Origin of the sequence: Spiribacter onubensis (assembly GCF_040838425.1) — a bacterium.
Taxonomy (GTDB): Bacteria; Pseudomonadota; Gammaproteobacteria; order Nitrococcales; family Nitrococcaceae; genus Spiribacter; species Spiribacter onubensis.
Map to the genome: position 1 here is coordinate 237,237 of NZ_JBAKFI010000004.1, position 13,809 is coordinate 251,045.

The 13,809-nt window shown below is 66.0% G+C and carries 12 protein-coding genes; 5 read left to right on the forward strand and 7 right to left on the reverse strand.

Annotated features, from left to right (window positions below):
• Position 1 precedes the first annotated feature (1 nt).
• Together mutS and fdxA are read left to right on the forward strand one after the other, a co-directional pair.
• The gene (gene mutS / locus V6X63_RS08875) at positions 2–2,611 is read left to right on the forward strand and encodes a DNA mismatch repair protein MutS (protein ID WP_367978678.1); all 2,610 of its coding nucleotides are present in this window, start codon (positions 2–4) and stop codon (positions 2,609–2,611) included.
• Between the two features lie 74 nt (positions 2,612–2,685).
• A complete protein-coding gene (fdxA, locus tag V6X63_RS08880) occupies positions 2,686–3,009 on the forward strand; it encodes a ferredoxin FdxA (RefSeq protein WP_367966224.1) in 324 nt (107 codons plus the stop codon).
• On the opposite strand, the gene xerD is transcribed toward fdxA, so the two are convergent.
• The 3 genes from xerD to V6X63_RS08895 form a co-directional block, all read right to left on the reverse strand.
• The gene (gene xerD / locus V6X63_RS08885; RefSeq protein ID WP_367978679.1) at positions 3,010–3,927 is read right to left on the reverse strand and encodes a site-specific tyrosine recombinase XerD; all 918 of its coding nucleotides are present in this window, start codon (positions 3,925–3,927) and stop codon (positions 3,010–3,012) included.
• Positions 3,917–4,729, reverse strand: a complete 813-nt coding sequence (locus V6X63_RS08890; protein ID WP_367978680.1) for a slipin family protein — start codon at positions 4,727–4,729, stop codon at positions 3,917–3,919. The genes xerD and V6X63_RS08890 overlap by 11 nt, the downstream gene beginning before the upstream one ends.
• 105 nt (positions 4,730–4,834) lie before the next feature.
• On the reverse strand, positions 4,835–5,860 hold the full coding sequence (locus V6X63_RS08895; RefSeq protein ID WP_367978681.1) for a Fe(3+) ABC transporter substrate-binding protein: 1,026 nt from the start codon (positions 5,858–5,860) through the stop codon (positions 4,835–4,837).
• 146 nt (positions 5,861–6,006) lie between these two features.
• Here V6X63_RS08895 and V6X63_RS08900 point away from each other — a divergent pair, with 146 nt between their 5' ends.
• Positions 6,007–7,146: an ABC transporter ATP-binding protein gene (locus V6X63_RS08900; RefSeq protein WP_367978682.1), complete on the forward strand. Its 1,140-nt coding sequence runs from the start codon at positions 6,007–6,009 to the stop codon at positions 7,144–7,146.
• Positions 7,147–7,169: 23 nt separating this feature from the next.
• Here V6X63_RS08900 and V6X63_RS08905 read toward each other — a convergent pair whose 3' ends face one another.
• Complete coding sequence (locus tag V6X63_RS08905; RefSeq protein ID WP_367978683.1) at positions 7,170–8,867, reverse strand: ABC transporter permease; 1,698 nt, start codon at positions 8,865–8,867, stop codon at positions 7,170–7,172.
• A 130-nt stretch (positions 8,868–8,997) separates the two neighbouring features.
• Between V6X63_RS08905 and hisC the strand changes: the two genes are divergently transcribed.
• Entirely contained in the window at positions 8,998–10,074 is a 1,077-nt protein-coding gene (gene hisC / locus V6X63_RS08910) for a histidinol-phosphate transaminase (protein ID WP_367978684.1), read from the forward strand.
• Here the strand turns inward: hisC and V6X63_RS08915 are convergent.
• Positions 10,071–11,438 carry an MATE family efflux transporter gene (locus tag V6X63_RS08915; RefSeq protein WP_367978685.1) on the reverse strand — a complete coding sequence of 456 codons (1,368 nt, stop codon included), beginning with the start codon at positions 11,436–11,438 and terminating at the stop codon, positions 10,071–10,073. The genes hisC and V6X63_RS08915 overlap by 4 nt on opposite strands.
• Between V6X63_RS08915 and V6X63_RS08920 the strand changes: the two genes are divergently transcribed.
• The gene (locus V6X63_RS08920; RefSeq protein ID WP_367966216.1) at positions 11,437–12,108 is read left to right on the forward strand and encodes a 7-cyano-7-deazaguanine/7-aminomethyl-7-deazaguanine transporter; all 672 of its coding nucleotides are present in this window, start codon (positions 11,437–11,439) and stop codon (positions 12,106–12,108) included. The genes V6X63_RS08915 and V6X63_RS08920 overlap by 2 nt on opposite strands.
• Here the strand turns inward: V6X63_RS08920 and V6X63_RS08925 are convergent.
• Positions 12,105–12,518 (reverse strand): N-acetyltransferase, encoded by a 414-nt coding sequence (locus tag V6X63_RS08925; protein ID WP_367978686.1) that lies wholly within the window; start codon positions 12,516–12,518, stop codon positions 12,105–12,107. The two genes, V6X63_RS08920 and V6X63_RS08925, sit on opposite strands and share 4 nt — an antisense overlap.
• Complete coding sequence (gene serS / locus V6X63_RS08930; protein ID WP_367978687.1) at positions 12,515–13,798, reverse strand: serine--tRNA ligase; 1,284 nt, start codon at positions 13,796–13,798, stop codon at positions 12,515–12,517. The genes V6X63_RS08925 and serS overlap by 4 nt, the downstream gene beginning before the upstream one ends.
• Positions 13,799–13,809 lie beyond the last annotated feature (11 nt).

The window sequence follows — 13,809 nt, forward strand, 5'->3', positions numbered from 1 at the left end:
GATGACCAAAGCCGCCGGACACACCCCGATGATGCAGCAGTATCTGCGCATCAAATCGGAGCATCCCGATATCCTGCTGTTCTATCGCATGGGCGATTTCTACGAGCTCTTCTACGAGGATGCCCGGCGAGCGGCGGAACTGCTGGACATCACCCTGACCCAGCGTGGCGAGTCGGCGGGCGCGCCGATCCCCATGGCCGGCGTGCCCGTACACAGCTATGAGGGCTACCTGGCGCGGCTGCTCGCCCGCGGCGAGGCCGTGGCGATCTGCGAGCAGGTCGGCGATCCGGCCACGGCCAAGGGACCGGTCGAGCGTCAGGTGGTGCGGGTCGTCACACCCGGCACGCTCACCGATGAGGCCCTGCTGGAGGAGCGACGCAGCAACCTGCTCACGGCGGTCGCCGGCGATGCCGAACGCTGGGGGCTTGCCAGCCTGGAACTCGCCGCCGGCCGCTACACAGTCTGCGAGGGTCGGGGCAGCGCGCAACTCGCCGCCGAACTGGAACGGCTCAGCCCTGCCGAGTTGCTGGTGCCGGAGGACCTCTCCGATCGTCTGCAGATAACCTCCGAGCGAGGACTCACCCGTCGCCCGCCGTGGCATTTCGAGCGGGACAGCGCCGAGCGTGCGCTGACCCAACACTTCGGAACGCGTGACCTCAGTGGATTCGGCATCGAGTCAATGCCCCTGGCTGTCGCCGCCGCCGGTGCCGTGCTGCAGTACGTCGCGGATACACAGCGATCGGCGCTGCCGCATATCCGGGAACTGCGCATCGAGCAGACCGAGGCGGCGATCACCATTGACGCCGCCAGCCGCCGCAACCTGGAACTGGAGACCAACCTCAGCGGAGGCGGTGAATACACCCTGGCGGGCATACTCGACACGACGGTCACGGGCATGGGTAGTCGCGCCCTGCGCCGCTGGATCAACCGTCCGCTTCGTGACCAGGCCGCGCTGCGGGAGCGTCAGTCGGCCGTTGCCGCGCTCCTCGATCGGGGCAGCGCGACACTGCGCGAGGTCCTGCGTGGCTGCGCCGATGTCGAGCGGATTGCCGCGCGAATCGGTATGGGATCGGCCCGACCCCGCGATCTCACCGGCCTGCGCGGGACGCTGGCGGCCCTGCCGGCTCTGGAGCAGGCTCTGGCCGGGTTCAGCGACCATCGGCTCTTGACCCTGGCCGGTGACGCCGCACCACAACCCGAGCTGTTGGAGGTCCTGCAGGGCGCCATTATCGAGCAGCCACCCGTCGTGATCCGTGACGGCGGCGTCATCGCCGACGGTCACGATGCCGAACTGGATGAACTGCGCGCCCTCTCCCGTAACGCCGACGGCTTTCTGACCGACCTCGAGACCCGCGAGCGTGAGGCCACCGGACTGTCCAGTCTGAAGGTGAGCTACAACCGCGTTCACGGCTACTACATCGAGATCAGCCGCGGGCAGAGCGAGCAGGCGCCGGCGCGCTATATCCGCCGCCAGACCCTGAAAGGCGCGGAGCGCTACATCACCCCGGAGCTGAAGACATTCGAGGACAGGGTGCTTTCTGCCCGGGAGCGTGCGCTGGCCCGTGAAAAGGCCCTCTACGAAGCACTCGTCGAATGGCTGCGCGAGCGGCTCGACCGGATCCTCGACCTCGCCCGGGCGCTCGCCGAGCTGGATGCGCTCACCGCCCTCGCCGAGCGCGCCGAGACACTGGACTATACCCGCCCGGTCCTCGACAGCACGCCCGGTATCGAGATCACCGCGGGCCGCCACCCGGTGGTGGAACGCAGCATCGAGAGCCCCTTCATCCCCAATGATATCCGCCTTGATGACCAGCGCCGGATGCTGGTGATCACGGGGCCGAACATGGGCGGCAAGTCCACCTATATGCGCCAGATCGCCCTGCTTACCCTCATGGCACACATCGGCAGCTTCGTTCCGGCCGCTGACGCCCGCTTCGGCCCGGTGGACCGCATATTCACCCGCATCGGTGCCTCCGATGATCTGGCCGGTGGCCGGTCTACGTTCATGGTGGAGATGACCGAGACCGCCAACATCCTCCATAACGCCACCCGCGAAAGCCTGGTGCTATTGGATGAAATCGGCCGCGGAACGAGCACCTTCGACGGTCTTGCCCTTGCCTGGGCCACGGCCGAAGCGCTCTGCGAGCGGATCGGCGCGTTCACGCTCTTTGCCACGCATTATTTCGAGATGACCGCGCTGCCCGAGCAGTACCCGGCCGCGGGCAATGTTCACCTCGAGGCGGTGGAGCACGGCGAGCGAATCGTCTTCCTGCACAGCGTGCGCAATGGCCCGGCCAACCAGAGCTACGGTCTGCAGGTCGCGGCTCTGGCCGGAGTACCGGCCACCGTACTGGATACCGCCCGGGCCAAGCTCGCCCGGCTTGAGGCCAGCGAACCCGCCGCCCCTCAGCTGTCCCTCTTCGCCACACCGGCATCCACGCCCGAGCCTGCCCCCCCACCCGCCGCACCGGACCCGACGGCGGAGGCCATCATGACACGCCTTGCGGATCTCGATCCGGATGACCTCACGCCACGACAGGCCCATGAACTTGTCTGTGAATGGCGAAGTCTGTTGGGGACCAACAACAGCGCGCCGGCATCCAAACCATAGCAACCGTAGGTTGATGAATGCCCGCCTCGGGCCTAGGCTCTGCGCCAACCAACCGACGATCACCGGAGTCAACGATGACCTACGTCGTCACCGAAAACTGCATCAAGTGCAAATACACCGACTGCGTCGAGGTCTGCCCCGTGGACTGTTTCCACGAGGGGCCCAACTTCCTCGCCATCGATCCGGACGAATGTATCGACTGCACGCTGTGCGAGCCCGAGTGCCCTGCCGAGGCGATCTACTCCGAGGATGATCTGCCCCGGGAGATGGAGCACTTCCTGGAACTCAATGCCGAGCTGGCTCAGAAATGGCCGGTCATCACCGAGATGAAGGATCCGCCGGCAGATGCCGAGGAGTGGGATGGCAAGCCCGACAAGCTGCGGCATCTGGAGCGCTGATCAACCCCGCGGGTGATGCTCGGCGTGCAACGCCTGCAGCCTTGCCCGCGCGACGTGCGTGTAGACCTGGGTGGTGGACAGGTCGGTATGTCCGAGCAGCAACTGCACAACACGCAGGTCGGCGCCATGATTGAGCAGATGGGTGGCGAAGGAATGCCGCAGCGTATGCGGTGAGAGAGGCTTGGTGATACCCGCGGTCCGGGCATGGTCGCGGATCCGGTACCAGAACGCCTGGCGTGTCATGCCAACGCCGCGACGGGTGATGAATACGGCCGCATCCCGGGCCCCCCGGGCCAGATGCGGCCGGACCGTCTGCAGGTAATCCGACAGCGCATCCAGCGCCGATTCCCCAAGTGGCACCAGTCGCTCTTTGCCCCCCTTGCCGGTCACGCGCACCACGCCCTGCTGGCGATTGACCTGGTCCATGCGCAGGTGCACGAGCTCCGAGACCCGCAGGCCGGTGGCATAGAGCACCTCGAGCATGCAGCGGTCGCGCTGTCCGATGAGGGACGCCGCGTCCGGCGTATTCAGGAGCCGCTCGACCTCGGCCTCCGTCAGCGCTTCCGGCAGCGGTCGATCGGCTTTGGGCGACTCCACGCGCGCGGTCGGATCGACCGGAATGGCGCCCTGGCGGAGCTGGTAGCGATAGAAGCGACGCAGGCTCGACAGCAGCCGGGCGCTGCTGCGCCGGCTGCTCCCCATAGACACGCGAGCCGCAAGATAGGCCATCACATCGGCACGATCCGCACCCAGCAGGCCCGAGCGACCATCCGTCGCCAACCAGCCAGCGAACCCCCGCAGGTCGTTGCCATAGGCGCTCAGCGTGTTGTCGGCGAGCCCCCGCTCCATCCACAGGGCGTCCAGGAACGCCGTGATGACATCCTGTTCGGTATCAGGCAGGGGCGGATCAGTCGTCATCCGCCGGATGTTCCGACCGGGCACCGCCGGCCGGGCTGAGTGGGGCACCGCCAGTCTGCAGCGCGCCGGGCCCCAGTGCCTTTAGCATGTCCATGGGAACAGGAAAGACAATGGTCGAGGCGTTGTCAATGGAGATGTCACTCAGGGTCTGCAGATAGCGCAGCTGGATGGCCTGGGGGTTTTCGGCCAGGACATTGGCGGCCTGGAGAAGCTGCTGTGACGCCTGGTACTCACCCTCGGCGTGGATCACCTTGGCACGGCGGTTGCGCTCCGCTTCGGCCTGACGGGCGATGGCCCGGATCATCGATTCATCAAGATCGACATGCTTGATCTCGACATTGGCCACCTTGATGCCCCAGGCGTCGGTCTGCGTGTCGAGGATTTCCTGAATGTCGGTGTTGAGCCGGTCGCGTTCGGAGAGCATCTCGTCGAGATCATGCTTGCCCAGGACCGAGCGCAGGGTCGTCTGGGCCAACTGGCTGGTCGCTGCGTAGTAATCCTCGACGTGGATGACCGCGCGCTCCGGATCCATGACCCGGAAATAGAGCACCGCATTGACCTTGACCGTGACATTGTCCCTGGAGATCACGTCTTGGGAGGGCACATCCAGCGTGATCAGCCGCAGATCGACTTTCACCGCCTGCTGAATCACGGGAATCACGAGGCGCAGGCCGGGGCCTTTCACCTTCCAGAAGCGCCCGAGCAGGAAAACGACGGCCCGCTCGTACTCGCGGAACACCCGGAAGGAAGCAACGACGATGGCGGCCAACGCGCCGAGGACAATCAGCACCGGTATCGTCATCCGATTCTCCCTTTCGCAACCTTCATGGCTCTGGGACAGAAAAGGCCGCGATGGGGTTCGCCCCCGACCGCGGCCAATCAATCCAAGGGAGAAAAGTCTTGCGAATTAACGCCAGCCGGCCCGATCCATCAGGCGCACGGCCTCGGCGTTGTTCTCCCCGAGAACGGCGACGTTGAGATCATCCAGCTTGTAACCCACATAGGGCTCCAGCACTGCAATCGGATCGACGCCCTCGACGGCCGGGAATTCGTTGTTACCGGCCGAGAACAGTTTCTGGGCCTCGTCCGAGACCAGGAACTCGAGGAACTCCCGGGCTGCCTCGGGATGCGGCGCACCGGCCACCATGGCGGCACCACCAATGTTCCGATGGGTGCCCCGGCCGTCCTGATTGGGGAAAATCATGCCCACGCGCTCGGCCACCGCCTGATCCGCCGGATCATCGGACAGCGACAGGCGCACCCAGTAGTAGTGGTTCCCCACGCCGATGCTGCACTCGCCGGCCGCCACGGCACGAATCTGGTCGGTATCCCCACCCTGGGGGGTGCGGGCCATGTTATCGACCAGGCCCTCGGCCCATTCCTCGGTGGCTTCGACGCCGTTGGCCTCAATGAGCGAGGCGACCAGTGACTGGTTGTAATCGTTATTGGAGGAACGGATGCAGATCTCGCCCTCGAAGCGGGGATCGGCGAGTTCCTCGTAGCGCTCAAGCGGCGGCTCGTCATAGACCTCGGTGTCGTAGTAGACGACCCGAACCCGCTCACTCAGACCGAACCAGAGATCGTCGGGATGCCGCAGCTCCGAAGGAATCCGCTCCATGAGCACCTCGGATTCCACGGGCGCCAGAATGTCCGCCTCCTCGGCCCGCCGCAGACGGGCGGCGTCGACGGTCATGAAGACGTCGGCCGGACTTGCCTCGCCTTCACGCTCGATACGCTCGATCAGCTGATCGGAATCGCCCTGGAGGACATTGACCTCCACACCCGTGCGATCCTCGAAGGCGCTGTACAACTGCTCGTCGGAATCGTAATGACGGGCGGTATAGAGGTTCAGCGTCTGCGCACCGGCCACGCTGGCCCCGGCGGCCAGGCCCACTCCCAGCAGCGCCGCTGTCCCGCGGGTCATCTTCGCCATGATCGTCTCCTTGAAATTCCACCAATTTAAATGCGGATGCGAACCATTCGCATCTTGGGAGGTATTCAACCGAACCCATTGGCCGGCGTCAAGCGCCAATGAGAATCGCTTGCAAAAACGCCGTCTGATGACGGAAACTCCGCACCATGAGCGCAGAGCAACAGAGTCTGGTTTCGCGGTTTCCCGCCGGCGGCGTCGCTGCCGTGCAGGCGCCATGTCCGGCCCCGGCCGGCGAGGCGCTGCAGCTGGAGGAAATCAGCCACGACTTCGACACCGTCACCGCGGCGGATGACATCAGCCTGAGTGTCGAGCCCGAAGAATTACTCTGCCTGCTCGGCCCCTCGGGCTGCGGGAAGACCACGCTGCTGCGGTTTGCGGCCGGTCTGGAGCGTCCCCAGCAGGGGCGTGTGCGAATTGGCAGCCAGCTTATGTCGGATTCCGGCTCCAGTGTCTGGACACCGCCGGAACAACGCCATGTCGGCCTGGTCTTCCAGGATGCGGTGCTTTTCCCGCACCTGAGCGTACTCGACAACGTCGGCTTCGGCCTGCCCAAGGTATCGGCGCGGGAGCGGGAGCAGCGCTCGCGCGCCCTGCTGGCACAGCTGGGGCTCGCCCCGTTCGCGGAGAGCTTTCCCCATGTACTCTCGGGTGGACAGCAGCAGCGTGTCGCGCTGGCACGGGCACTGGCTCCCTCGCCCCGGATCATGCTGCTGGACGAACCGTTCTCCGGCCTTGACGCGCGCCTGCGCGACCGGATCCGCGATGACACGCTGCATCTGCTCAAGCGCAACGGTACCGCTACCCTGCTGGTCACCCATGACCCCGAAGAGGCCCTGTTCATGGCCGACCGCATCGCGGTGATGCGGGACGGGCGGATCGTCCAGCAGGGCAACCCGACGGAGATCTACTGCAACCCGCAGGACCCATTCGTCGTTCGCTTTTTCGGCGACGTCAACGAGGTACGCGGGATCGTGGCCGACGGCCGGGTGGAGACGCCGGTGGGGCCGGTGGACGCCCGGCACCTGGCTGAAGGGACCGCGGTTCAGGTGCTGATCCGGCCCGAGGCCCTCCAGGTGGAGCGGCGTAATGGACCGCGCGACCACAGTGGCAGCCACGTGCTGATGTCACGGCTGCTTGGCGGCGCGAGCTTCATCCATCTCTGCGTGCACCAGGGCAACGACGAATTCCACATGCACGCTCATATGCCCGGCGTGTTCCTTCCGGAACGGGACGATCCCATCAACATCCACCTGGACCCCAGCCAGACGTTCGTCTTCCCGATCTGATGGCCCGGGCGAGCGGCGGCGGCTCAGCCGCCGGCGTCGCTGTAACCGGGCCGCGACCGCCGCATCGCCCGGCTGAGCAGAATCACCGGCACGATCCCGACCAGCACGATGGCCAGTGATGCCGTCGACGACTGGCTGAGCCGCTCATCGGAGGCCAGCTCGTAGGACCGGACCGCCAGGGTGGTGAAATCAAACGGCCGCAGGATGATGGTGGCCGGCAGCTCTTTCATCACATCCACGAACACCAGGATTCCGGCCCCCAGGAGACTGCCCCGCATGATCGGCGCATGCACCCGCCGCAGGGTGCCGCCGGCGGTCTTGCCCAGTGTCCGTGAGGCCGCATCCATGCTCGGCGTCACCTTGGTCAGGCTGGCCTGCACCGCGTTGTAGGACACGGCGAGGAAGCGAACCAGATAGGCATAGACCAGCGCAAAGCCGGTCCCGGTCAGCAGCAGCCCGACATTCCAGCCGAACTCGCCACGGAGCAATGCGTAGAGCTGCTGATCCATCCAGCCAAGCGGGATCAGAATCCCCACGGCGATGACCGCACCGGGGATGGCATACCCCATGGCCGAGATGCGCACGGCCGCCTGGGTGAGCGGTGACGGCGCCAGACGCACGCCGTAGGAGAGCAGCACCGCCAGCCCGACGGCCGCCAGCGCGGCAATCGTGGACAGGCTGATGCTGTTGAACACATAGGGAAGGAATGACCAGCCGAACTGCTGATCGCCAGCGGTCAGGCTCATCTCCAGCAACAACATCGCCGGAACCAGGAAACCCAGCACCACCGGGAGACCGCAGCCGAGCACCGCGAGCCAGCGACGCAGTCCGGTGAGCTCATACTGCGGCAACTCGCGGTAGCGGCTGGAGGTGTGGAAGAACTGCGCCTTGCCACGCGAGACCCGCTCGAGCAGCAAGAGCACGAGGACGAAGAGCAGCAGCACGCCGGCGAGCTGTGCCGCCGCCGTACGCTCGCCGAGGCCGAACCAGGTTCGATAGATACCCGTGGTGAACGTATCCACGGCAAAGAACTGCACCGCACCGAACTCGTTGAGCGTCTCCATGAGCGCCAGCGCCGCGCCACCTGCGATGGCTGGCCGCGCCAGGGGCACGGCGATGGTGCCGAACAGCTTCCACGGCCCCCGGCCGAGGGTCCGCCCGACCTCGAGCACGCAGACCGACTGCTCGAGGAAGGCCGCCCGCGTCAGCAGATAGACATAGGGGTAGAGCACCAGCGAGAGCAGCACGATGGCGCCCCCCAGTGACCGTACCGGCGGGAACCAGTAGTCGCCCGCTGCCCAGCCGAAGGTATCCCGCAGCAGCGTCTGCAGCGGCCCCGAGAACTGCAGGAAATCGGTGTAGGCATAGGCGATGACATAAGTGGGCACCGCCAGCGGCAATAGCAGGGCCCACTCGAAGATGCGCTGCCCCGGGAAACGGCACATCACCACGAGCCATGCCGTGCCGACCCCCATCACCAGCACCCCGGCGGCGACACCGACGGCCAGCCCCGCCGTATTGAAGAGGTAACGTGGCAGAACGGTGCTGGCCAGATGTGACCAGATCTCCGGTGCCGGCACGAACACATGCCCCAGAACGGTCAGGACCGGCAACGCGACGAACAGGGCGATGAGCGCCATCATCAGCGGCCAGAGACCGGTGCGGCGGGCTGCGAGGGCCATGCGGGCGAACAGCGGCAGGGAGTGAGCGGAGACAGCCAAGGCGCGACTCTCCCGTCGGTATGGGAACAGGACTTATTTCGTCCGCATAATACCCACATGCTTGTTGTTTTTCAGCCGCATGACCGGCCTTTCGCTGACTTGCCTTCGTCCATCGGGGTATCATCCGCCCATGACCTACGAGCGCGACAACATTCAACGGATGGCCGGCTACACGCCGGGTGAGCAGCCCACCGACACCCGGGTGATCAAGCTCAATACCAACGAGAATCCCTGGCCACCCTCTCCAGCGGTGATGTCGGCGCTTGCTGCCATTGCACCGGAGGATCTGCGCCGGTACCCCTCGCCGACCGCCGCTGGCTTTCTCGCCGAGGCAGCCAGGCTCCACGGCATAGGGTCCGATCAGCTTGTCGCAACCAACGGCGGCGACGAACTGTTACGGCTTGCCATCACCACGTTCGTCCCGCCCGGTGCGCCCATTGGCGTCGCCGAGCCCAGTTATTCGCTGTACCCGGTCCTCGCGGCCATCCACGACAGCCCGGTGCATGCGGTGGAACTGGACGGCGACTGGTCCCTGCCCGCGGATTTCGCCTCGCGGATGAACGCGGCCGGCGTTGCCCTGACCCTGCTCGTCAATCCCCATGCACCCAGCGGTCGGCTGCTGGACGCCAACGCCATCAGCGCCATCGCGGCGGCCCTGGACGGCGTACTGCTGGTCGACGAGGCCTACGTGGACTTCACCGATCCGGGTCATGATCTCATCGGGCTCACCCGGTGGCACGACAACCTCATGATCCTGCGCACACTATCCAAGGGATACTCCTTGGCCGGGCTGCGCCTGGGCTATGGGATCGGCCCTGTCGGGCTGATTGAGCCCATGGCCCGAAAGACCCGCGACAGCTACAGCGTGGATGCCGTGGCCGACGTCCTGGGCGCCGCCGCGCTCGCCGATCAGCCCACCGCGCGGGCGAGCTGGGAGGCGGTAAGAGCGGAGCGCACGCGTCTGATCCATGCACTGCGTGAACGCGGGTTCGCGATTCCGGACAGCGAGTCCAATTTCTGCCTTGCACGGGTGCCGGACCAGAGCCGGCAGCCGGCGGCAGAACTCTACCGCGGTCTCAAGGAAGGCGGCATCCTGGTCCGGCATTTCGGCACGCCGCGACTCGTCGACTGCCTTCGCATCACCGTCGGCACCCCCGAGCAGAACGACGCGCTACTGCGTGGCCTGGATGCCCTGCTCTCCCCTTAGGCCGTGCGCGTCTCGCCAAACCAGCTGCCGCGGCGCCATTCACGCCAGAAAACGGCGCCGAGCAGAAGGCTGCGGGCCACGGTGAAACTGACAAACGCCAGCCAGAGCCCGTGGTTGCCCAGTGACTGGGTAAGCCACCAGACGGGCAGGTAGAAAAACAGCACCGCGGCGATCATCGTATCCCGCATCGCCCGTGTCCGCGTCGCGCCGATGAACAGCCCGTCCAGCAGGTAACTCCCCACGGCCAGCACCGGCATCGCCACCATCCAGGGCAGGTATTGATCGGCCGTCTCGCGAACGGCGGGCAGATCGGTCAGCAGATCAATCAACGCCCCGCCGCCCAGGGCGAACCCCAGACTGGCGGCCCCGGCCGTGACCAGTGACCATTCGGTGGCCGCCCGCACCACCGACCGGAAGCCGGCCTGATCGGCGGCACCGATACGCTGACCCACCAGGGATTCGGTGGCGTGGGCGAAACCATCCAATCCGTAGGAGGCGAGCAGAACGAACTGCAGCAGTACGGCGTTGGCCGCCAGGGTGACATCACCAAGCTGGGCACCCCGGGAATGGAAGAACGCGAAGGCGAAGAGCAGACACAGGGTGCGGATGAAGAGCGCGAGGTTCACCGACAGCAGACGTCCATAGCCGGCCATGTCCGCGAAGACCCCGGAGACCCGGCGCCAGCCCCACCCATGCCAGGCGAGAAGCGCGAGTCCGATGCCACTGACCAGGGTCACATAATCGGCCAGCACGCTGGCCAGGGCGACACCGGCGGTGGTCATGCCGAGGCCCATCACGAAGACCAGATCCAGCACGATATTGACGCTGTTGTTGATGACCATCAGCAGCAGCGTCACGCGACTGTAGCCGCGGCCGAGAAACCAGCCGATCAGCGCGTAGTTGGCGAGTACGGCGGGGGCACTGGCAATGCGGATGCGGGCGTAGACATCGGCCTCGGCGGTGACGGCTGCGCTGCCATCCAGCAGCTGGAGACCGAGCGGGATGAGCAACGGATGCAGGGCAATCAGTGCGATGCCGATGACCACGGCCAGCAGCAGGCTCTGGCCCAGCACCCGAATGATGTCATCGGTGTCGTCCCGGCCCAGGGCCTGAGCGGTCAGCCCGGTCGTGCCCATTCGCAGAAAGCCGAATCCCCAGTAGAGGAAACTGAACAGGGTCGCGCCCAGCGTCACACCGCCGAGGTAGCGGTTATCCGGCAGGTGCCCCACCACGGCCGTGTCCACCAGCCCCAGCAGCGGGACGGTGATGTTGGAGACGATCAGCGGCCAGGCAAGCGCCCAGACCCGGCGTCGGGCCTGCATGGGGCGAACCCCGCCGCCGGTGCTGTTATACTCCGCGCCCATGAAAACCATCACTCCCGCACAGTACCGGCGCGCCCTGTTCTGGCTTGCCGGTGCGCACATCACCATCATCGCCGCCAGCAACTATCTCGTGCAGCTGCCGATCACGCTGTTCGGACTGCACACCACCTGGGGCGCGTTCTCTTTCCCGTTCATCTTCCTGGCGACGGATCTGACCGTGCGGACGTTCGGCAAGGTGGCGGCACGGCGGATCATCTTCTTCGCCATGGGACCGGCCCTGCTGGTTTCCTACCTGCTCGGCGTGCTCTTTCAGCAGGGCAGTTTCCAGGGCGCAGACGCGCTGCTGAGCCTCAACACCTTCGTCGGCCGCATTGCCGCCGCCAGCTTCATGGCCTACGCACTCGGCCAGCTGCTCGACATCCACATCTTCGACCGGCTGCGCCAGGCGGCCCGTTGGTGGGTGGCACCGGCGGTCTCCACGCTGTTCGGCAATCTGGCCGATACCGTGGCGTTCTTCGCCATTGCGTTCCACAACAGTCCCGACCCCTTCATGGCGGCGAACTGGCCGGAAATCGCGGCAGTGGACTATGCCTCGAAGATCCTGATTTCCGCGGTGCTCTTCCTGCCCGCCTATGGTCTGCTGCTGGCCTGGCTGCAACGCCGGGTGCTGGGGCCGGATGGCCGCGTCAGGCTGGAACCGGCAGCCCGTTAGGGGTGTCCAGGGTCCGGGCGCTGGCCCGGCGTCCCCGGCTTTTCCGGATACCAGACCAGCGGTTCGCCCTGGTGACTGTCATCAATGCGAAAGCCATGCCGGGCATACCAGTGCAGCAGCGCCGTCTGACCCAGGCCTGATTCGTCATCCACGTTGGCCTGCCCGAGCAGGGTGACGCCATGGCGGTCACAGAGCGCCTTCAGCCACTCCAGCACGGCGCTGGCCTCCCCCTGCCCCCGCCAGTCGCGATCGGTCTCGATGCGCATGAGCACCAGATACGCCGATTCGGCCTCGAGCACGGCCCGGACATGCCCGAACCAGCGGTAAGCCAGCATCGACCGGTCGGTGACCTCGGCGGGCACGGTATGCGCCTGCCAGGCCTGCATGGCGCCATGGACATCGCCGTTCATGGCGCGAGCCACTCCGTGCCGGCCATATAGGGCTTCAGCGCCTCGGGAATCACCACCCGGCCATCGGCCTGCTGGTAGTTCTCCAGCACCGCGACCAGGCAACGCCCGACCGCCAGCGCCGAACCATTGAGCGTGTGCAGCGGTTCGGGTCTGCCGGTGTCCGGATTGCGCCAGCGCGCCTGCATGCGCCGTGCCTGGAAGGCCTCGGTATTGCTGCAGGAGGAGATCTCGCGATAGGCCGACTGGCCAGGCAGCCAGACCTCGATGTCATAGGTCTTGGCCGCAGCGAACCCCATATCCCCGGCGCAGAGCGTCACCACACGGTAGGGCAGTCCGAGTCGCTGGAGGATCTGCTCGGCATGGCCGGTGAGTCGCTCCAGCGCCGCGTAGGAGTCGTCCGGCCGGGTCAGCTGGACCAGCTCGACCTTGTCGAACTGGTGCTGGCGGATCATGCCGCGGGTGTCGCGTCCGTACGATCCGGCCTCGGAGCGGAAGCACGGCGTATGGCTGACATACCCGAGCGGTAGATGTTCGGCGTCGATGATCTCGCCGGCGGCGAGGTTGGTCAGCGGCACCTCCGCGGTGGGAATGAGATGCAGCCGCGGCTCGAAATTCTCGATGGCGAAGAGGTCCTCGGCGAACTTCGGCAGCTGGCCGGTGCCGATCAGCGCCTCCTGCCCCACGAGATAGGGAACAGCGGTCTCGCGGTAACCGTGCTCGCCGGTATGCACATCGAGCATGAACTGCGCCAGCGCCCGATGAAGACGCGCGATCCCGTCCCGCATGACGACGAAACGCGAGCCGGAGAGTTTCGCGCCGGCGGCGAAGTCAAGACCGTTGCCCAACGCCTCGCCCAACTCCACATGATCGCGGGGACGGAAATCGAATTCGGGGGGCGCTCCCCAGCGCCGCACCTCGACATTGGCGGTCTCGTCATCCCCCGGCGGAACGCTTTCATGCGGCAGGTTGGGAAGACCCAGATGAATCTCCCGCAGGCTCGACTGCACGGTATCCAGATCGGCCTCGGCGGCCTTCAGGGCCTCACCCAGGCTGGCGACCTCGTCCAGCAGGGGCTGGATGTCCTCGCCGGCCTTCTTGGCCTGGCCGATGGCCCGGGAGCGTTCATTCCGCTCATGCTGGAGTGACTCGGCGCGGGACTGAAGCTCACGTCGCTGCGACTCGAGCGCCCCATAGTGCCCGGCGTCGAAGTCATGTCCCCGGTAGGCCAACCGCTCGGCAATGGTTTCCGGGTCCTGTCTGAGGGCTTTCTGATCCAGCATCGATTCGATCG